The 18,869-nt window shown below is 72.5% G+C and carries 19 protein-coding genes; 5 read left to right on the top strand and 14 right to left on the bottom strand.

What is annotated here, in order from left to right; translation table 11 throughout:
• Window positions 1-6 precede the first annotated feature (6 nt).
• Window positions 7-402: a PPOX class F420-dependent oxidoreductase gene (locus VSH64_RS05160; RefSeq protein ID WP_326834305.1), complete on the top strand. Its 396-nt coding sequence runs from the start codon at window positions 7-9 to the stop codon at window positions 400-402.
• An 18-nt stretch (window positions 403-420) separates the two neighbouring features.
• Window positions 421-837, top strand: coding sequence for a hypothetical protein (locus VSH64_RS05165; RefSeq protein WP_326834306.1), 417 nt, complete (start codon window positions 421-423; stop codon window positions 835-837).
• On the opposite strand, the gene VSH64_RS05170 is transcribed toward VSH64_RS05165, so the two are convergent.
• The 14 genes from VSH64_RS05170 to VSH64_RS05235 all read right to left on the bottom strand — a co-directional run bounded on the left by VSH64_RS05170 (window position 816) and on the right by VSH64_RS05235 (window position 15,626).
• Window positions 816-2,054 (bottom strand): cytochrome P450 family protein, encoded by a 1,239-nt coding sequence (locus tag VSH64_RS05170; RefSeq protein WP_326834307.1) that lies wholly within the window; start codon window positions 2,052-2,054, stop codon window positions 816-818. The two genes, VSH64_RS05165 and VSH64_RS05170, sit on opposite strands and share 22 nt — an antisense overlap.
• A gap of 194 nt (window positions 2,055-2,248) precedes the next feature.
• On the bottom strand, window positions 2,249-3,808 hold the full coding sequence (locus tag VSH64_RS05175) for a purple acid phosphatase family protein (RefSeq protein ID WP_326834308.1): 1,560 nt from the start codon (window positions 3,806-3,808) through the stop codon (window positions 2,249-2,251).
• A gap of 228 nt (window positions 3,809-4,036) precedes the next feature.
• Complete coding sequence (locus VSH64_RS05180) at window positions 4,037-4,573, bottom strand: HD domain-containing protein (protein WP_326834309.1); 537 nt, start codon at window positions 4,571-4,573, stop codon at window positions 4,037-4,039.
• Window positions 4,570-5,391, bottom strand: coding sequence for an inositol monophosphatase family protein (locus VSH64_RS05185; protein ID WP_326834310.1), 822 nt, complete (start codon window positions 5,389-5,391; stop codon window positions 4,570-4,572). The genes VSH64_RS05180 and VSH64_RS05185 overlap by 4 nt, the downstream gene beginning before the upstream one ends.
• 76 nt (window positions 5,392-5,467) lie before the next feature.
• The gene (locus tag VSH64_RS05190) at window positions 5,468-6,673 is read right to left on the bottom strand and encodes an alpha-D-ribose 1-methylphosphonate 5-triphosphate diphosphatase (RefSeq protein ID WP_326834311.1); all 1,206 of its coding nucleotides are present in this window, start codon (window positions 6,671-6,673) and stop codon (window positions 5,468-5,470) included.
• Between the two features lie 34 nt (window positions 6,674-6,707).
• The gene (locus VSH64_RS05195; RefSeq protein WP_326834312.1) at window positions 6,708-7,445 is read right to left on the bottom strand and encodes an ATP-binding cassette domain-containing protein; all 738 of its coding nucleotides are present in this window, start codon (window positions 7,443-7,445) and stop codon (window positions 6,708-6,710) included.
• A 5-nt stretch (window positions 7,446-7,450) separates the two neighbouring features.
• The gene (locus VSH64_RS05200; protein WP_326834313.1) at window positions 7,451-9,268 is read right to left on the bottom strand and encodes an alpha-D-ribose 1-methylphosphonate 5-phosphate C-P-lyase PhnJ; all 1,818 of its coding nucleotides are present in this window, start codon (window positions 9,266-9,268) and stop codon (window positions 7,451-7,453) included.
• The gene (locus VSH64_RS05205) at window positions 9,268-10,377 is read right to left on the bottom strand and encodes a carbon-phosphorus lyase complex subunit PhnI (RefSeq protein ID WP_326834314.1); all 1,110 of its coding nucleotides are present in this window, start codon (window positions 10,375-10,377) and stop codon (window positions 9,268-9,270) included. Before VSH64_RS05205 ends, VSH64_RS05200 begins: the two co-directional genes overlap by 1 nt.
• Window positions 10,377-10,958 (bottom strand): phosphonate C-P lyase system protein PhnH, encoded by a 582-nt coding sequence (phnH, locus tag VSH64_RS05210; protein WP_326837910.1) that lies wholly within the window; start codon window positions 10,956-10,958, stop codon window positions 10,377-10,379. The genes VSH64_RS05205 and phnH overlap by 1 nt, the downstream gene beginning before the upstream one ends.
• A 5-nt stretch (window positions 10,959-10,963) precedes the next feature.
• On the bottom strand, window positions 10,964-11,398 hold the full coding sequence (gene phnG / locus VSH64_RS05215) for a phosphonate C-P lyase system protein PhnG (protein ID WP_326834315.1): 435 nt from the start codon (window positions 11,396-11,398) through the stop codon (window positions 10,964-10,966).
• Complete coding sequence (locus tag VSH64_RS05220; protein ID WP_326834316.1) at window positions 11,391-12,140, bottom strand: GntR family transcriptional regulator; 750 nt, start codon at window positions 12,138-12,140, stop codon at window positions 11,391-11,393. Before VSH64_RS05220 ends, phnG begins: the two co-directional genes overlap by 8 nt.
• Window positions 12,141-12,238: 98 nt before the next feature.
• A complete protein-coding gene (gene phnE / locus VSH64_RS05225; RefSeq protein ID WP_326834317.1) occupies window positions 12,239-13,852 on the bottom strand; it encodes a phosphonate ABC transporter, permease protein PhnE in 1,614 nt (537 codons plus the stop codon).
• A gap of 29 nt (window positions 13,853-13,881) precedes the next feature.
• Window positions 13,882-14,670: a phosphonate ABC transporter ATP-binding protein gene (gene phnC, locus VSH64_RS05230; protein ID WP_326834318.1), complete on the bottom strand. Its 789-nt coding sequence runs from the start codon at window positions 14,668-14,670 to the stop codon at window positions 13,882-13,884.
• Entirely contained in the window at window positions 14,667-15,626 is a 960-nt protein-coding gene (locus VSH64_RS05235; RefSeq protein WP_326834319.1) for a phosphate/phosphite/phosphonate ABC transporter substrate-binding protein, read from the bottom strand. Before VSH64_RS05235 ends, phnC begins: the two co-directional genes overlap by 4 nt.
• Window positions 15,627-15,861: 235 nt before the next feature.
• Between VSH64_RS05235 and VSH64_RS05240 the strand changes: the two genes are divergently transcribed.
• From VSH64_RS05240 to VSH64_RS05250, 3 genes are all read left to right on the top strand, one after another.
• On the top strand, window positions 15,862-16,620 hold the full coding sequence (locus VSH64_RS05240; protein ID WP_326834320.1) for a maleylpyruvate isomerase family mycothiol-dependent enzyme: 759 nt from the start codon (window positions 15,862-15,864) through the stop codon (window positions 16,618-16,620).
• A gap of 187 nt (window positions 16,621-16,807) precedes the next feature.
• Window positions 16,808-18,085 (top strand): phosphopyruvate hydratase, encoded by a 1,278-nt coding sequence (gene eno, locus VSH64_RS05245; protein ID WP_326834321.1) that lies wholly within the window; start codon window positions 16,808-16,810, stop codon window positions 18,083-18,085.
• Between the two features lie 212 nt (window positions 18,086-18,297).
• Entirely contained in the window at window positions 18,298-18,867 is a 570-nt protein-coding gene (locus tag VSH64_RS05250) for a PadR family transcriptional regulator (protein ID WP_326834322.1), read from the top strand.
• The last annotated feature ends 2 nt before the right edge of the window (window positions 18,868-18,869 follow it).

Genomic DNA, 18,869 nt, shown 5'->3' on the forward strand with positions numbered 1-18,869 from the left:
GGCCGCATGGATCTCCCCGACAACCTCGTCGCATTGCTCGAGAAGCCGAGTCTCTGCTTCATCGCCACCACCATGCCCGACGGGTCGCCCCAGCTCACGCAGACGTGGGTGGACACCGACGGCAAGCACATCCTCGTGAACACGGTCGAGGGGTTCCGCAAGGTGCGCAACATCGAGCGCGACCCGCGGGTGGCGCTGAACATCGCCGACGCGGCGCAGCCGTTCCGCTACTTCACCGTGCGCGGGCGCGTGCTGGAGGTGACGACCGAGGGCGGCGCCGAGCACATCGACAAGCTCGCACAGCGCTACACCGGCCGGCCCTACGCGTGGTACGGCGGGCGCGACCAGGTGCGGCTGATCCTGCGCATCGAGGCCGAGCACATCGGGTCGACGGGCCACTAGCGAGAAACGGCAAGCGCGGTGAAACGACAGGTTCTGCTCATCGATTTCGAGGCCGTCGGTGGTGCGCCGGCCGGTACGCCTCCGAGTTTCGACGTGAAGTCCGGGCCGGGCACGATCACGGTGCTGGAGGGCAGCGCGGACGACGCGCCCACCGAGGCGTCCTACGAAACGCACGTGGTCGTGACGGGCGAGACGAGCCTGCGCGAGGACGGTGTGGTGACCTTCGACCGGGGCGGGCTTCGGCTGTCCTGCGTCGGAGACGGTGTCTCCGAGCCGTCGGCGGAGGAGGGCATCGCGCGGGGCGCGATCGTGTGGCGAGCTGAGGGGTTCGGGGAGTGGGCCGGGGTGACCGGCCTGGTCACCGGGAACTTCGAGATCGAGGTCGCGAGCGGCCGGGGCCGCGATCGCCACGTCTACCGGTTGTTCCTTCCCTGACGCGGAGACTGGAACAGCCGCACCGGCAACGACTCGTGGCCGTTGGTGATGAACGACGCCACCGGCCGCAGCTCCGAGGCGTCGACGGCCAGCGCCAGATCCGGGAACCGCGCGAACAACGCCGGCAACGCGATCTCGGCCTCCAGCCGCGCCAGCGCGGCGCCCAGGCAGTAGTGCGTGCCGTGGCCGAAGGCCAGCGACGACTTGTCCGCGCGCGTCACGTCGAAGACGGCGGCGTCGGGGCCGTGGCAGGCCTCGTCGCGGCCGGAGGGGCCGAAGGACGGCAGGATCGGGTCGCCGGCGCGGATCGTGGTGGTGCCGACCTCGATGTCGGCCAGGGCGTAGCGCAGGGGCAGGTGCGACACGGGCGACTGCCAGCGCAGGCTTTCGTCGATCACGTCGGTCCAGGTGCGGGCGCCGTCGAGGACCAGGCGTAGCTGGGCGGGGTGGGTGAGCAACGCCGTCACCGACTGGTCGAGCAGGTTCACCGTGGTCTCGTGGCCGGCGGTGATCACGAGCATCAGCGAGTCGAGGAGCTCGGCGTCGGTCAGCGAGGAGCCGTCCTCGTCGCGGGCGGAGATCAGCACGGTGGCCAGGTCGTCGCCGGGTTCGGCGCGGCGGGTTTCGACCAGGGCGCCCAGCAGGTCGTAGAGCAGGTTCACGGTGGCGGCGGCTTCTTCCGCGGTGGCCGACGTCGCGAACAGGCCCGCGACTCCCTTGCGCAGCCCCGGCCGCGCCTCCTCCGGCACGCCCACCAGCCGGCTGATCACCTCGATCGGCAAGGGGTAGCAGTAGTTCTCGCGCAGGTCCGTCGAAGCGGGCCCGGCGGCCAGACTGTCGAGCAGGTCGGCGGTGATCTCCTCGATCCGCGGCCGCAGGCGTTCGATGCGCGCGGTCGTGAACGCCTGGGACACCAGCGAACGCAGCCGCCGGTGCTCGCTGCCGTAGGCGGTGAACATGTTCTGCACGGAAACCCAGATGTGCAGCGGCCAGTCGGCCGGGATCTCGCCGTCGCGGTAGGCGGGCCAGTGCCGGCGCGGGTCCTTCGACACGCGCGGGTCGGTGAGCAGCCGCCGCAGCAGCGCGGGGCTCGTGACCGCCCACGCCGCGACGCCGCCCGGCAGCTCGACCGGCGTCAGCGGCCCGCGCGCACGCAGCCGCGCGCCTTCGCCGTGCGTGTCGCGCGCGGCGGGGTCGAGCACGAAGGGGTGGTCCATCGGCGGGCTCCTCGCTGGCCGACGTGTCCACAAAGGACGGCTGTCCTCGTCGAACGCCGGTGCGGGCAACCGTAGCGTGCCCGCGCCCGCCCGAGATCCCCGGAAGGGGCCCGCGAAAGAGGGGTTGACCGCCAAAAGCGGAAAGGGCGCCATCCCGGCCCACCCGGATGGCGCCCCGCCCTGGGAGATTCCGCTCAGCCGTCGGAGCGGCGGCGGTGCAGCGAGAACTTCTCGAACACCGAGAGCTCGCCGTGCGGCTTGTTCACGTTGTAGTAGGTCACGTGCATCGTCGTGGTGTCCCCGCGGTGGCGGCCCGGGTCCACGGTGAACGACGCGAAGCCGTACGGGTGCTCCTCGTCGCGGACCGCGCTCCACACGGCCTGCTCCTTGACGTAGGTCGACACGCGCTTGCCCGAGGTCGGGTCGGCCTTCGGCGACACCGCGGTGATGACCTTCGCGGTGCCGTTCTTGAAGAAGGAACCGTTGGTGGTGCCCGAAACTCCGCCACCGCCGAGGACCATGTGCACGGTGCCGTGGGTCGCGTCGATGTTGTCGGTCGCGGTCGACACCGGGTTCGGCGTGAGCGTCTCGCTGCCGGAGACCACCCCGTGCACGGCGAGTGAGCGCTCGTAGTCGTGCTCGTGGCCGCACAGCACCAGGTCCACGCCGTACTTGTCGAACAGCGGCCCGTACTTCTCGCGCAGGCCGAGGTCGGCGCCGTTGGCGTCCGAGGTGCTGATCATGACCTGGTGCATCGCGACGACGATCCAGTCGACGTCCTTCGACGCGCGGGCCGCGGCCAGCTCCTTCTGCAGCCACTTGAGCTGCCGGCCGCCGGAGTAGCCGCTGATGTAGACGTCGCCGCCGTCCTGCAGGGCGTTGTCGTCGTTCTGCAGCACGATCACGCGCACCGAGCCGGCGGTGAAGCTGTACCAGAGGCCGGCCAGCTCGCGGTCGGTCTCGGTGGAGGGCAGGTCGAAGTACGCCTGGTAGGCGCCGAGCCCGATCTCGCCGTTGAGCTTCTCGATCTCGTGGTTGCCGGCGGCCGGCATCCACGGCCGGTAGCGCGCGGACCGGGTGTTGTTGGTGAAGAAGTTGTTCCAGGTGCGCACGCGGTCCACGTCGAGGTTCGCGTAGCACAGGTCGCCGTTGAGCAGGTGGAACAGCGGCGCGACGGTCTCGATGCCCGTCACGATGTCCTTCGTGGCCGGCGTGGAGTTCGCGTCGAGGCCCACGGCGCCCGCGGCGTTCCAGGTCACCTGCGGCGCCGACTGGTCGCCGAAGCTGGTGAACGTGAAGGCCGAGCGGCCGCTGGGGGCGGTGCGGAAGGTGGCGGCGTCGGGCGTCGCGCCGTCGTGCTGCGCGGCGTAGATGTACTCGGTGCCCGGACGCAGGTGGTCGAGCAGCGCGTGGTGCACCCACACGGTGCGGCCCGACGTGCCGTCCACGTAGGTGCGCGTGTCGGCCTGCGCCATGGCGCCGAAGCCGCCGTCGAGCGTGCCGTACAGCACGCGCGGGCGGCGCACGGAACCCTCGGTGATCCAGGAGACCACCATCTGGCGCGCGGGGTCGCGGCCGAAGGTGAGGTGCAGGCCCTGCACCGGCGTCACGCCGGACCCGACCTGCGGCACGAACGCGGCGCTCCGCGGCGCGGCGTCGGCCACGCCGGTGCCCAGCAGCGGTGCGGCGGCGCCCGCGCCGAGCAGGCCCAGCGCCCCTCTGCGGCTGACGGTGTGTTTGCTGGTCTCGGACATGACCCTCCTCGGCTTCGGCCAGGCGAACCTAGGCGGGCAGGCCGACGCGGTGATGAACGAAACCTGTCAGCCGCGTGAAGTGTGTGCCCGGGGGCAAGGCGTTGGGCCGGACGGTCCCCTCCGGACACCCGACGCACGGAACTTTTCGGGCATGGAGGCGAAAACCCCTGAGGGCGGCGCACCCGGGCGACGTCGTCGGCGGCCGGGTGCGCCGCGTTCAGGGGGTGGTCACCGCGCCGCGAGGAACCGGTCGAAGGCGGCCAGTACCTCATCGGTCTGCAGCACCGGACCGTTCGGATCCTTGGCGTCGTCGTCCCACCGGCGCACGAGCACAGCCTCCTGCGCGTTCGGGTGCGCCTCGAACTCGGCGACCTCCTCGACCGTCATCGGGCCGCCCTGTCGGATCAGGGAAGCGACCGAGGCCGGGCTGAGGTGGTCGTGGTACACGGCGTCGGTGGCCACCAGGTAGCGCTTGGCCGGCACGTGCTGCGCGATGATCCACGCCGCGCGTTCACTGAGGTGCCGGCGGGCGAACTCGGCACCGGAGCGCTCGTGCGGCAGATCCGGCCACTCGTCGCGCACGGTCTGCGCGCGGCCGATGTCGTGCAGGGTCGCGGCGAGCACGAGTTCGTCGTCGCCGCCGTGCTGCGCGGCGAACCAGCCGGCCTGCAGCGCGTGGGTGCGCTGGTCCACGGCCTCGCCGCCGTAGGGCAGGCCGGCGAGGCCGTCGACGAGTTCGGCGAGCGCTTCGCGGGTGAGGGTCACGGGTTCTCCTTCAGCGTGCTCGCGAGCTCTTCCGCGAGCTCACGGGTGGCGGCGACGACACCGGACCAGCGGCGCGTCAGGTCGGGGTCGATCTCCAGCGGACGGCCGTTCACGTCGAGCACGGCGCCGCCGGCGGCGGGGACCATGACCATGGCCGCGGCCAGGTCCATGATCCGGTGGGTGTCGGAGCCGGCGTCGGCGAAGGCGTCGGTGGACCCCTCGGCCACCAGCGCCGCCTCCAGGCAGCTGGACGACAGGATGCGCACGCGCGAGGCCCGCTTGGCCACGCGCCACCAGGCGTCGTCGTCGGAACCGTGGGGGCGCAGCAGGCTCACGGCCGCGCCGTCGAGCTCGCGCCGGCCCGTGGTGCGGTACGGCGTCGGCCGCCCGGCCACGGCGTGCCAGCACCGGCCGGTGTCGAGCCAGCAGGTCAGCGCCTCGGTCGCGACCCCGTCCACGGCGACGACCCCGGCGAACGCCGAGAGCGGCACCCCCGCCGCCGCGTTGGCGGTGCCGTCCACCGGATCCACCACGAGCGTCACCGACGAACCGTGGTCGATCACGCCGATCTCTTCGCTCAGCAGGTTCACCCGGTGCCGGTCGACCACCTCGGCGACGGCGGTGTCCACGAGGATGTCCAGCCGCATCGTCGGCGTGCCGTCGGCGCCCATCTGCACCTTTTCGGCGAGTTCCGCGCGGGTGTGTTTCGTCCGTGCGGCCGCGAAAGCCGCCACGGCCGCGCGAGTGGCGTCGGCGAGCGCCGGGTGCGTGCCCTCGGGGATCACGGGCTCCGGCACCGCCCATCCGATGTAGCTCATGCGCGCACCTCGCTGCGCTCGGCGCCGCGGCTGAGCCACGAAGCGCTGTGTCGATTCGATTCCCTCGCGAGCTCGGTCATGCCTTGCTCACCAGCGTGGTGTGCACAACCGGCCACTTCGGGCCCGCCGCGATGAGCGCCAGGTCAGCCCGCCGGCCTGGTTCGAGGCGGCCGCGGTCGTCGAGCCCCGCGACGGTCGCGGGACCACTCGTGACGAGCCCGATGGCTTCGGGCAGGGACACGAGGCCGTCGTCGACGAGCGCGAACGCCGCCGCGAGCAGGCCCGAAGGCAGGTAGTCCGATGCCAGCGCCGTGACCAGGCCCAGTGCCACGAGGTCCCGGCCCGACGCGTTGCCGTTGTGGGAACCGCCGCGCAGCACGTTCGGCGCGCCCATGACGACCGGCAGGCCGCGTTCGCGGGCCTCGCGCGCCGCCTCGACGGTGGTCGGGAACTCGGCGACGGAACCCCCGCGTTCCACCAGCTCGCCGATCTCCTGCGCCGACGCCGGATCGTGGCCCAGCAGGCGGATGCGGCCCGCGCGGGCCTGCTCACCCAGCCACGCCATCGCGTCCTCGCGCACGCCGAGCCGGCCATCGCGCTCGGCGATCAGGCTGGTCACGTGCTCGGCCGCTTCCTCCTGCGACAGCCCGCGGGTGCCGACCAGGTAGCGCTCGTAGTAGCTGCGGTCGGCGTACTGGCCCTGGCCGGGCGTGTGGTCCTCGTGCGACACGAGCGGCGCGGCGCCGGTGTCCGGCGCCGTCTCGATCCGCTGCTGCAGCGCCTGCAGGCCTTCGGGGGAGCGGACGTCGAGCCGGTACAGGATCCGGTGGTCGACCAGGCTCGCCGAGCGCTCGTCCACCGCGTGGCACACGTCGTGGGCGCGCTCGACCGTGCGGGCCAGCCCGCGGCCGTGGCTCTGCTCGAAACCGGCGCCGTGGAACGCGGTCGTCACGGCCGCCGCGCGCAGCTTGCCCTCGAAGGACAACAGCGCGAACTCCATCGGCAGCTCGGCGCCGGGCCGCGGCAGGCGTTCCTTCTCCAGCCCGTCGCTGTGCACGTCCACGAGGCCGGGGATGCACAACAGGCCCTGACCGTCCACATCGGCCTCGACGCCGGGCCGGTGCGGTTCCACGGCGGCGAGGACGCCGTCGCGCACCACCACGAGCGCGTCGTCGAGCACCCGGTCCGCCAGTACCGCGCGCACGTGCCCGAGCACGTAGTCCGCCGGTGGCGCACCGAGCGTCCACTGATCCGTTCTGGACTCGAACACTTCCGTAGTCACGCTGCCTCCGCGGGAGTGGGTTCTTCGGCCGTGGTCATGCCACGTCCGCCAGGATTTCTTCCGGAGCGCCGTCCGCGGCGACGCGGCCGTCGCTCATCAGTACGACGCGGGAAGCCAGGCGCCGCATCGCGTCGAGGTCGTGGAACACCGCCAGCACCGCCACACCCTGCGCGGTGAGCGAGGCGATGAGCTCCAGCGCCGACTCGCGGTTGGCCGGGTCCAACGCGGACACCGGTTCGTCGAGCAGCAGCAGGCGCGGCGGCCGCACCGTGCCCGCGGCGAGGTTCACGCGCTGGCGTTCACCACCGGAGAGCACCGAGCAGTCGACGTCCCACAGCGCCTCGTCGAGGTTCAGCCGCTGCAACGCTTCCGCCGCGGCCTCTCGCGCCTCGGCGCGGTCCACGCCCCGGCGGCGCGCCGTGGCCGCCACGACCTCCAGCGGCCCGGTGCGCGGGGGAGCGGCCAGGAACTGGGACACGTACCCGAATTCGCGGCCGCGTACCCGCGCCATCGCGCGGTCGGGCAGGTCGGTGAGCTCCAGCTCGGTGCCGTCGGCCGTGCGCAGGCCGACCGAGCCGGAGTCGGGCAGGTAGGTGCGGTTGACGCAGCGCAGCAGCGAAGACTTGCCGGCACCGCTGGGCCCGGCGAGCGCCACGTGCTCGCCGGCGCGCACGTCGAGGTCCACGCCGTGCAGCGAGTGCACCGTGCGGCCGTCGATCGTGTGCAGCGTGAACGACTTGCGCAGGCCGCGCAAGGACAGGACGGGGGACACGGGGGTCACCTCCGGGCCGCGGCGACGAGCCGCTGGGTGTAGGGGTGGTGGGGGTCGTGGAAGAGCTGGTCGGTGAGCCCGCGCTCGACCACGCGGCCCAGCTGCATCACGAGCGTGCGGTCGGTGAGCGCGTCGATCACCGAGAAGTCGTGGCTCACCACCACGGCCGCGATGTCGCGTTCGGACAGCAGGCCGCGCAGCAGGTCGAGCACGCCGGCGGCGACCGAGGCGTCGAGCCCGGTGGTCGGCTCGTCGAGCAGCACCACCGGCGGTTCGGTGGCCAGCGCCTTCGCGATCTGCACGCGCTGGCGCATGCCGCCGGAGAACGTGCCCACCGGGTCGTCCATGCGCGAGAGCGGCACCTCGACGCGGTCGAGCAGCTCGGCCGCGCGCCGGCGGATGTCGTGGTAGCCGCGCCAGCCCGCCGCGGTGAGGCGCTCGGCGATGTTGCCGCCCGCGCTCACCCGCAGGTCGAGGCCGTCGGCCGGGTTCTGGTGCACCACGGCCATCGAGTCCACGCGCAGGCCGCGCCGCTGCGCGTCCGGCAGCTTCAGCAGATCCGTGCGGCCACCGTCCACAGTGGCCAGCCGCACCTCGCCGGCGGTGGCTCGCTCGTCGCCGATCACGCACGCCAGCACGGTCGACTTGCCGGAGCCCGATTCGCCGATCACGCCCAGGGCCTCGCCCGGCGCGACGTCGAAGGAGACGTCCCAGGCCGCCACGATCGCGCCCGTCGCCGGGCTCACCGCGGTGCCGTGCTCGGGGCCGGTGCCGGGCACCGCGTCGGCGCCGCCCGCGCCGTGCACCTTGCCGATGCCGTCGACCCGCAGCGCCCATTCCGGGGCGTCCGCGGCGATTTCCCGGCGCGGCATCTCGCGCGGTTCCGCGGACACCGTGGCGCTCGCGCGGCGGCGCGGGTCGGGCAGCATCGCCAGCGGTGCGCGGTGGTGGTGCGCCGTCACGTCGGCGTCACCGGCGCGCACCCGGGCGCACCACTCGGTGTCGCTGCACGCGTAGGCGCCGCCGGTGCCGGCCGCCACCAGGAACGTGTCGTCGCGCCCGCACAGTTTGCACACCGCGCCGGGCGTGTACTCGACCTCGAACGGCACGTCGTCGAACGTCAGGGGCGTCACGTCGGTGTGCGGCGGCACGGCGTAGATGCGCTTCTCGCGGCCGGCGCCGAACAGGTTCAGCTGCGGAGACTGGTGCAGCCGCGGCACGTCCCAGCGCGGGATCGGGGTCGTGGCCATCACGTAGCGGCCGCCGACCAGCACGGGGTAGCCGGTGGTGCGGGTGATCATGCCGTTGCGCACGATGTCCTCGTACAGGCTCACCCACATCGCCGAGTAGTCGCCCTCGGCGTGCATCCGGCCGCACTCGGCCATGGACTTCTCCACCCCGCGCAGCGGTTCGGGCACCGGCACCTGGTACACGAGCACGTCGCCTTCGGACAATGCCTCTTCCGGCACGCGGTGTCGCGTTTGGACGATCGTGGCCTCACGCGTGTCGGCCGTCTCGGCCGCGCCCGTGGTGGCGGCGATCATGCGGCGCAGGTTGGTGGCGTTCACGCCGGCGTCGTCACCCTGGTCGATCACCTTCACGGTGTCCTGCGTGCCGACCACGGCCAGCGTCACCTGCAGGCCGCCCGAGCCCCAGCCGCGGGCCACCGGCATCTCGCGGGAGCCGAACGGCACCTGGTAGCCGGGCACGCACACCGCGGTGAGCGCGGCGCGCCGGACCTCGCGCTTGCCGCCCTCGTCGAGGATCCCCGCGGGTTCTGCCATCGCCTCGAGGTCGGTGAGCAGTTGTTCGGTCGTGCTCATCAGCATTCCCCTCCGAAGGGCTCGCTCGGCCGGGGCGCCGGGCCTTCACCGGCCGCGGCCTGCAGGGCCCGCTTGCGTTCCACCATCGAGCGGAACGTGACGTAGTGCGGGAGCTTGAGGTGCTCCAGGAAGCCGCCGGAGTCGAGCCCGTCGGTGGTCAGCAGCAGCAGCTGCTCCAGCGGACCGGACCGGCCGAAGCGGCGGTTGGCGATGTCGAGGTTCGCCATCGCGATCGCCTTGCGCTCGTTGTGGCCGAAGCACAGGCCGTAGCCCACGTCGAAGCGGCTGCGGTCCTCCTCGGCGCCGTTGAGGTCCTCGATGGCCTCGGCCTCGGTCACGCGGAAGCTGCCGACGGCCACCGGGTTGCCGGTGTGCGGGTGCTTCACGCGCAGCGGCAGCCGGCCGTGGCGCACCTCGCCGAGCGTCACCTCGTGGAGGTTGCCGTCGGGACCCAGGATCGAGCGGTACCACAGGGAGACCAGCGCGCCGGTCTCCGCGCGTGCCATGGCGGCCAGCGCGGCCGAGCGCGGGGCCGGCGGCCGGGCGGGCTTGCGCGTGAGGTCGAACGGATCGGTGTCCTCGTTCTCGCCCCGGTGGTCCACGGCGAGGTCGAGCTCGCGCAGCAGGTCGAGGAACCGGCGCGGCCGGCGCTGCTCGTCGGTGCGCGGTTTCGCGGTGCCGGCCACGTGTTCGCCGGCTTCCGGCGCGGCGGCCGGCTTTTCGAGCAGGCGCCCGGTGTAGTCGGTGGTGCGGCCCAGCAGCTGCGGGCCGTCCGGCTCGCGGAACGCCGGCACGATCCGGCGCAGGATCAGCATCTCGTCCGGGTCCACCGGCTCGCCGACGGCCAGGCGCGGCAGCGTGGAGCGGTAGGCGCGCAGCAGGTGCGAGGCCTCCAGCGGATCGCCTTCGGCCTGGCGGAACGCGGCCGCGGCGGTGTCCTCGTCGAACAGGCCGGCCTCGCCCATCACCCGGTCGACGGCGAGCCGGAACCGGGCGATGATCTGCTCGGTGTCGGCCCACGCCACCGGCGCGTGGTCGCGGGCGCGGCGCACCAGGTCTTCGGCCGCGAGGATGGCTTCGAGCCCGCCCCGGGCTCCCGAGTACCCCATCAGTCCTCCTCGATGATCGTGGTGGTGCGTGGCAGTCCGACCACGCGGCCGTCGTCGGTCACCAGCAGCACGTCGATGCCCGCCGGATAGCCGCCCACGGCCTCGGTGCGCGCGGCGACGAAGCCCGCGGGCAGGCCGCGCGGGGCCAGGGTCAGCTCACCGGGCACCCCGGGCCCGGAGACCCGCCAGCGAAGCTCACCACCGTCCACATCGGACACGGCCAGCGCGATGAGTGCGGCGTCCTCCGGGGCCGGCGCGCTGCCGCGGCAGAGGCGGGTGATCTCGTCTTCGGTCACCGGACGCACGGCGGCGACGAGGCGCGCGAGCTCCAGCGGCCGGATCGGCGCGGACGTGGCCAGCGCCACGGCGTCGGCCCACTTCGTGCTCTCCTCCAGCACGCACACGCCGGTGCCGAGGTCGGCCAGCGCGAGCACCGGCAGCACGGCGGGATCGGTGGCCCGCACCAGATCCGGCGGCAGGTCGTGCGCCGCGCCCGGTCGGGAAAGCGCTTCCAGCACGGTGCGGAACACCTGCTGCGACTCCGCGGGACGCAGCACCGCGGTGGGTGCGGTGGTGGTCATGGCGATCACGTCAGCTCCTCGAACTCGACCACGGTCGGGGCCAGCTCGGCCCATTCGCGTTCCTCGCGCTCGACCAGGCGGCGCGCGACCTCGTGGCACAGTGCGTCCACTTCGGACGCGTGCGCGCGGCCGGCTTCGACCTCGGCGTCGAGCACCGCGGCGGCCAGCACGGCCGCGCGGTCGTCACCGAGGCGCACGGCCCAGCCGCGGTGCCCGGCGAGCTCCACCTCGGCGCGGCAGGCGAGCACGTCGCCGAGCAGGAACCGGTCACCGGCCACGGGTTCGCGCACCTGCGTCTGCACGGTGCCGACCTCGGGCGCGAGCAGCACCCGGATGTCGGCGCCGTCGGCGAGGCAGGCGTCGGCGAGCGCCCGAAGCTCACCGGGCTCGGCTTCGGCCAGCAGGCCGCAGCGCTCCTCCCGGCTCAAGGGGTCAGTCACCCTGTTCTCCTTCTCGTTTCGCGGGGAACGCCGGGTCCTGCAGCTCCACCACCACGCGGACGGCGTCCATGCGCGTCCACGCGTTGCTGGTCATGAGGACCCGGCCGGATTCGGCGTCCCGGTTGACGCTCTCGATGCACCACACCGGGACCCTGGCCTCGATCTGCAGGCCGCGCAGCACCTCGGCCGGCGGGATGTCCACGCTCGCGCGGAACCACGCGCGCACCGGCTGCACGCCGCCCAGCTGCCGCAGCACCAGGTCCACCGACTCCACGCTGTGCAGCGCGATGTCGATGTTCGGCGCGACGTCGGCCGGGATCAGCTCCTCGGTCCAGGAGGCGAGCAGGTCGTCGATGAAGAAGTGGCGGATCACCCGGTACACCGGCGAGCCCACCGGCCGTTCCAGCCGCTCGGCCGCCGCTTCGCACACTTCCACGCGCTGCACGTCCTTGATCTGCGACCGAGGGGTGGCGCCGGCGGCGGCGACCGTGGCGTGCCAGGACGGCGGCCGGCTGTGCGAGATCACGTAGTCGATGCGCCGGCTCACGAAGGTGCCGGCGCCCTGCACGCGGCGCACCAGCAGCCGCCGTTCCAGCTCCTGCAGGGCCGAGCGGGCGGCCGCGCGGCCGACCCCGAAGCGGGTGGCGAGCTCCGGCTCGCTCGCCACCCGCGTCCCGGGTGCGTAGGCCACCAGCTCGGTGGCCAGCTGGTCGGCGATGTCGAGGTACCTCGTCGAGGTCATGTCACCCACAGTGCGCGCCGAGCTTGTCCGGACAACTGCGCCGTGGCCAACGCCCGTACGCCCGAAGGTGAACATCCGCGACAGTTGTCGCCGGCGGCTCAGCGCACGACGTGGCGCAGCCAGGTCGCGAGCAGTTCCACGAGCAGCACGGTCACGAACACCATGATCAGCACGGTCGTGACCACGCCGAACTCGATCACCCGCGAAGCGCTGAGCAGGTCGAACCCGATCCCGCCCGCTCCGACGATGCCCAGCAGCGTCGCGGAGCGGATGTTCGTGTCGAGCTGGTAGAGCACGTGGGCCACGAAGGCGGGTGCCGCCTGCGGCAGCGTGCCGGTGAAGAACACCTGCCACCGCCCGGCCCCGGTCGCCCGGATCGCCTGTTCGGGGCCCGGGTCGATCTCCTCGAGCGAGTCGGCCACGAGCTTGCCGAGCAGCCCGATCGCGCCCACGGCGAGCGCGAGCGTGCCCGCCACCGCGCCGAGGCCGGTGATCACCACGAACACGATCGCCAGCACCAGCTCCGGGATTCCGCGGATCAGCACCAGGACCATCCGGAACGTGCGCGCGACCCACGCGGCCGGCGCGACGTTGCGCGCGGCCAGCGACCCGATCGGCAGCGCCAGCACCGCGCCGAGCACCGTGGCGCCCAGCGCGATCTGCACGGTGACCCACAGGTCGTCGAGCAGCTGCCCGAAGATCCCGGCGGTGTCCGGCGGCCAGAACAGCCCGGCAGTCTGGCCGAGATTGCCCAGCGCGCCGAAGAACTTCACCGGGTCGAGGTCGGCACCCCACCCGGACGCCGCGATCACCAGCACGGTCACCACGGCGTAGCCGGCCTGGCGCGTGCGCCGGAACGTCCACCCGGGACTGACCTGGGTGCCCCGCTGCACGGGGATGGACACGGCCTTGTGGGTGTCCTGCCCGCGCAGCAGCGCGCGGCGGATGGCGCCCGAGAGCAGCTCCACCGCCACGCACAGCAGCAGCACCACGAGCGCGAGCGCCATGCCGCGCGGGTAGTCGAGCTGCTGGAACGCCGTGGCGATCGCGTAACCGAGCCCGTCGACGCCGACGAACCCGAGCACCACCGACACCCGCAGGTTGATGTCGAGCCGGTGCAGCGCGGTCGCCACGAACGACGGCAGCACCTGTGGCAGCACGCCGGCGACGAGCTCTTGGAACGTGCCCGCGCCGCCCGCCCGCACGGCCGCGCGGGTGCCCTCGTCGATCTGCTCGACCGCGTCGGCGTAGAGCTTGCCGACCATGCCGACCGAGTGCAGGCCCATGGCCAGCACACCGGTCATGGCGCCGAGCCCGAAGATGCGGAAGAACACGATGGCGAGCACCACGTCGGGCACCGCCCGGGCCAGCACGATGAGCGTGCGGGCCCCGGCGCGCGCCGTGCGGTGCGGGGTCGTGTTCACCGCCGCGAGGATCGCCAGCGGCACGCTGATGATCACCGACAGCACCGTCGCCGACACCACGATGGCCAGCGTCTTCCCGCACAGCTCCAGCAGCTCGCCCACCGGCGGGAAGTCGAGCGGGAACATCCGGCCCGCGAAGTCGACGGCGTTGTCGGCGCTGTCCACGAACGTCGCGAGGTTGATCTTCAGGTCCGTGACGGCCCAGATGCCGACGGCGACGATCGCGGCGAGGACCAGCCACGCCGCCGTGCCACCGGCGCGGGGCCGGGCCAGGGTCCGCTGTGCCACGCGGGCGGGGGACAGCGGCGGCGCGGCGGTCATCCGACGGCCGCGGGCAGGGGCGGCGGGGCCGCGGCCACCTTGGCGTAGAGGCCCATCGCCGCGTCGCGGTCGAGCCCGGCCACCGGGGTGTCGAGCACCGCCTGGCCGCCGCGCAGGCCGACCACCCGGTCGCCCCAGCTCAGCGCCAGGTCGACCTGGTGCAGGCTGCACAGCACGGTGAGCTTCTGCTCGGCCCCGATCTCCCGGATCAGCGCCATGACCTGAGCCGAGGACTCGGGGTCGAGCGACGCCACCGGCTCGTCGGCGAGCAGGATCTCCGGCCGCTGCATCAGCGCCCGCGCCACGGCCACGCGCTGCTGCTGCCCGCCCGAGAGCGTGTCGGCCCGCTGGAACGCGCGGTCGAGCAGACCCACGCGCTCCAGGTGGCCGAGCGCTTCGAGCCGCACCGCCTTCGGGTAGGTGAACAGGCCCAGCCGGGGGCCGCGCAGGCGCCCGAGGGCGCCCGCGCACACGTTCTCCAGCACCGTGAGGCTGCCGATGAGGTGGAACTGCTGGAACACGAACCCGATCCGCCGGCGCAGGCGCCGCAGCTCGCCGCCGCGGGCCTTGCCGACGTCGGTGCCGAGCACCTTGACCGAGCCGCCGGTGGGCCGCTGCAGCCCGTCGACGTGGCGCAGCAGCGTGGACTTGCCCGAGCCCGAGAGCCCGAGCAGCACCACGACCTCACCGGGGTGCACGGTCAGCGAAACCTCGTCGAGCGCCCGGACCTCGGGTCCGAAGTGCTTGCTGACGCCGTCGAAGACGATGACCGGTTCGTCGGTCACGAGGCGGTGCACTGCTTGTCCTTGGTGGTCGCGCAGACCTTGCGGACACCGGCGTAGAACGCGTCGTCGACCTTCGCGAAGCCCCAGTCGCCGGCGTCGTCCACGGCCTTGCAGGCGGTGGAGCAGAGGCCGTTGGCGTTGAGGTAGTCGACGTTGGCCTTGTTCTGGAAGACGTCGGCGATCTTCGCCTTGAGGTCGGCCGAGAGGTCGTCGTCGACCGCGACCGGCGAGCCGGCGATGATGTCGGACTTCCAGACGGTGGTGATGTCGCCCTGCTTCAGCTGGCCCTTGTCGATGAGGATCTTGTCGACCATCACGTCTTCGGCGAAGCCGGCGTCGCACTGGCCGCTGTTCACGGCGAGCACCGACGCGTCATGACCACCGGTCATCACGGGGGTGATGTCCTTGACCGGGTCGATGCCGGCCTGCAGCAGCGCGGCCTTCGGGTACAGGTAGCCCGAGGTCGACGCCGGGTCGACGAAGCAGATCTTCTTGCCCTTGAAGTCGTTGATGCTCTTGATCGGCGAGCCGGCCTTGGTGATGCCGTAGGACTTGTAGCCGGGGGTCTCGCCCTTGGCCGTGATCCCGGCGGCGACCGGGCTGGCCTTCACGCCGCTGTTCTTCGCGAGCACGTAGGAGAGCGGGCCGTAGTTGGCGATGTCGACCTTGCCGCTGCGCTGCGCCTCGATCACCGCGGCGTAGTCGGTGGCCGGCTGGAACTTGACCTTCTTGCCGGTCTCCTTCTGCAGCAGGTCGATCACGGGCTGGAAGGCCTGTTGGAGGCTCGTGGCGTTCTCGGACGGAACCGCCGAGAACACGAGCTCGTCGGGGTTGCGACCGCCAGCATCGGCTGCGTTGCCGGTGTTCGTCGCCGCGCTCTGGCCGCACGCGGCCAGGAGGAAGGCGGCGGCCACGCCGAGGACGGCCGCGGCCGTGCGTCGGGGGAGACGGGACATCGGGGACTCTCCTTCATTCCGCCCGGGGAGGGGCGTTGTCTTGTTGACGTCCCGAGAGTCGTTCCGGTCGATGCAGGCGAGGAGAAGCCGTGGTTACGCTTCGCAGAACTCCGCACGTCCCTTGGCACAACCCGGGCGGAGGAGTGCCGTACCGGTGATCGGTACCTCGCACCGCGTGGGGATCGTCGGCGAAATGTCGTGGTGGCCGCGCCGTGGTTCGTGGTTGTCTCGGGACATGGATCTCGGGAGTGGTCGCTACGGCCGTGAAGTTCTCGCGCAGAGCGCCGCGTTCGCGGTGCTCGTCGACGGTGCCGACCCGACGGTGACGGTTCCCACCTGTCCCGAGTGGACACTCGGTGAACTCGTGGGGCACGTGGGGCAAGCAGTGCGCTGGGCCGCGGCCGTGACGGCGAAGCGCGAGTTCGTGCCACCGGCGCTGGTGCCGGACGCCGCGGTGCCCGCCGATCCGCTGCCGTGGCTGCGTTCGGCGGGCGCGGTGCTCGTGGCCGCGGTGGAGGAGATCGGCGCCGAGCAGGACACCTGGACGTGGAGCGCCGACCGGCGCGCGGTGTTCTGGCTGCGCCGCATGACCCACGAGCTGGTGGTGCACCGCGCCGACGCGGCGGCCGCCGTGGGTGCCGCGTTCGAGGTCGAGCCCGACCTGGCCGCCGACGCGGTCACCGAGTTCCTCGGGCTGCTGCCCGACCGCGTGCGGCTCGACCCCGCGGCGCCGGTGGCGCGGCTGGCCGGCCCGGGGGAGCGGCTGCACCTGCAGGCGACCGACGGCTCGGGCGAATGGTTGCTCACGCGCACCGCCGAAGGCCTCGTGACCACGCACGAGCGGCCCGCCGGAGCCGCCGAGGTCACGGTGCGCGGCCCGGCCGCGGACCTCGCGCTCGTGCTCTACCGCCGTCGGTCCACCGCCGAGGCCGGGCTGGCCGTGTCGGGTGACGCGGCGCTGTTCGAGTTCGTCTGCGAGACGGCGAAGTTCTGACCCGGTGTCCCGGTCACCGGAACGGTCACGGGTATTGCCGGGAATTCGGTGGCGCCGGTTCATTATCGATTCAGCGGCGTTCTGCTAACCTCCCCGTGATTCGCGGCTCACCGTGGTGCCGCCTGCCGCCGCAGTGCCCACGGTGCTTCACGTACGCGCTCCGGCCCGAACCTTCACAAGGAGCGAGATGACACGCATCGTCCGGGTCAAGGGCCGCGAGGTGCTCGACAGCCGCGGGAACCCGACGGTCGAGGTCGACGTGGAGCTGGCCGACGGGTCGCGCGGGCGCGCGGCCGTGCCGTCGGGGGCGTCCACGGGCACGCGCGAGGCCGTGGAGCTGCGCGACGGCGACAAGTCCCGCTACCACGGCAAGGGCGTGCGCAAGGCCGTCGACGCCGTGAACGGCGAGATCGCCGAGGCCGTGACCGGGCTCGAAGCCGAGGCGCAGGCCGACGTCGACCGCGCTCTCATCGCGCTCGACGGCACCACGAACAAGGCCCGCCTCGGCGCCAACGCGACGCTCGGTGTGTCCCTGGCCGTGGTGAAGGCCGCCGCGGCGGCCAACCGCTTGCCGCTGTACCGCTACGTCGGCGGGGTCTACGCGCACCTGCTGCCGATGCCGATGATGAACATCATCAACGGCGGCGCGCACGCCGACAACCCGATCGACTTCCAGGAGTTCATGATCGGCCCGGTCGGCGCCGAGACCTTCGCCGACGCCGTGCGGATGGGTTCCGAGGTCTTCCACACGCTGCGCAAGTCGCTGCACGACGCCGGCCACAACACCAACGTCGGCGACGAAGGCGGCTTCGCGCCGCAGCTCGGCTCGGCCGACGAAGCGCTCGAGTTCGTGGTGCGCGCCATCGAGCAGACCGGGTACACACCGGGCGAGGACATCGCGCTGCTGCTCGACCCGGCCGCGTCGGAGTTCTACACCGGCGAGGTCTACGACTACACCGGCGAAGGGCGCAAGCGCAGCGTCGAAGAGCACGTGGCCTACCTCGAGGACCTCACGCGCCGCTTCCCGATCGTGTCCATCGAGGACGGTCTGGCGCAGGACGACTACACCGGCTGGAAGCAGCTCACCGACGCGATCGGCGAGCGCGTGCAGCTCGTGGGCGACGACCTGTTCTGCACCAACGTCGAGATCCTCAAGGACGGCATCGAGCGCGGCATCGCGAACTCGATCCTCATCAAGGTCAACCAGATCGGCACGCTCACCGAGACGCTCGCCGCCGTGGAGACCGCGCACAAGGCGGGCTACTCCGCGGTGATGTCGCACCGCTCGGGCGAGACCGAGGACACCACGATCGCCGACCTCGCCGTGGCCACCAACTGCGGCCAGATCAAGACCGGTTCGCTCTCGCGCTCGGACCGCACCGCGAAGTACAACCAGCTCCTGCGCATCGAGGAAGAGCTCGGCACCGAGGCTCGCTACGCGGGCCGCGCCACTCTGCGGGGCTGAGTGGTCCAGCGGCCCGGTCCTCCGGTGCGGCCCGGTCATGCAGGGGCCTGGTCATTCAGAGGCCCAGTCACCCGCGGGCTGTGTCACACCGGGGACCGGGGCACGCGGCTGACCAGCGCGGACGCTGGTCGGCCGCCGTCGATCAGCGGCGGCCCGGCCCGATCTTCCCCGACTAGTATCACCGAGACTACTCACGAGCTACAGTGTCGAGCGTGGGCAAGACGGACGGGGAAGACGGCACCGGGTTGTCGCTGAGCGAGTGGATCGTGCTCTGCCTGGTGGCGGAGTCGCCGACCCACGGGTTCGCGCTCGTGCGGCTCACGTCCGACGCCGGTGAGGTCGGCCGGGTCTGGCGGCTGCCGAAACCCGTCGTCTACCGCGCCGTGGACCGGCTGCTGGCGCGCGGCTTCGTGGTCGGCGCGGGCACCGAGCCCGGCGACTCCGGCCCGCCGCGCGCGCTCGTGCAGGCCACTCCCGAAGGCCACGCTGCCGTGGGCGAGTGGCTCGCTCGTCCGGCCCGGCACGTCCGTGACGTGCGCTCCGAGCTGCTGGTGAAACTCGCGTTGCTGGAACGCCGCGGGGCCGACCCGGCGCCGCTGCTCGGCGAGCAGCGGCGCGTACTGGACAAGATCGTCGAGGGGCTCGAACAGCGGCAGGACACCTCCGACGGCTTCGACACCGTGCTGCTCACCTTCCGGATCGAAAACGCGCGGGCGGCCGTGGCGTTCGTGGACGCGACCCTCGGCGGGCGGGCACCGCAGTACGCCGTCACGGGCGAGTAGGC

This window comes from Amycolatopsis rhabdoformis, from assembly GCF_035918295.1.
Lineage (GTDB): Bacteria > Actinomycetota > Actinomycetes > Mycobacteriales > Pseudonocardiaceae > Amycolatopsis > Amycolatopsis rhabdoformis.

Excerpts from the sequence above, each read along its gene's own strand:
- VSH64_RS05160 (WP_326834305.1), top strand. The coding sequence starts at position 7 with ATGGATCTCCCCGACAACCTCGTCGCATTGCTCGAGAAGCCGAGTCTC.
- VSH64_RS05170 (WP_326834307.1), bottom strand. The coding sequence starts at position 2,054 with ATGGACCACCCCTTCGTGCTCGACCCCGCCGCGCGCGACACGCACGGC.
- VSH64_RS05175 (WP_326834308.1), bottom strand. The coding sequence starts at position 3,808 with ATGTCCGAGACCAGCAAACACACCGTCAGCCGCAGAGGGGCGCTGGGC.
- VSH64_RS05185 (WP_326834310.1), bottom strand. The coding sequence starts at position 5,391 with ATGAGCTACATCGGATGGGCGGTGCCGGAGCCCGTGATCCCCGAGGGC.
- VSH64_RS05200 (WP_326834313.1), bottom strand. The coding sequence starts at position 9,268 with ATGAGCACGACCGAACAACTGCTCACCGACCTCGAGGCGATGGCAGAA.
- VSH64_RS05205 (WP_326834314.1), bottom strand. The coding sequence starts at position 10,377 with ATGGGGTACTCGGGAGCCCGGGGCGGGCTCGAAGCCATCCTCGCGGCC.
- phnH (WP_326837910.1), bottom strand. The coding sequence starts at position 10,958 with ATGACCACCACCGCACCCACCGCGGTGCTGCGTCCCGCGGAGTCGCAG.
- VSH64_RS05220 (WP_326834316.1), bottom strand. The coding sequence starts at position 12,140 with ATGACCTCGACGAGGTACCTCGACATCGCCGACCAGCTGGCCACCGAG.
- VSH64_RS05235 (WP_326834319.1), bottom strand. The coding sequence starts at position 15,626 with ATGTCCCGTCTCCCCCGACGCACGGCCGCGGCCGTCCTCGGCGTGGCC.
- VSH64_RS05240 (WP_326834320.1), top strand. The coding sequence starts at position 15,862 with ATGGATCTCGGGAGTGGTCGCTACGGCCGTGAAGTTCTCGCGCAGAGC.
- eno (WP_326834321.1), top strand. The coding sequence starts at position 16,808 with ATGACACGCATCGTCCGGGTCAAGGGCCGCGAGGTGCTCGACAGCCGC.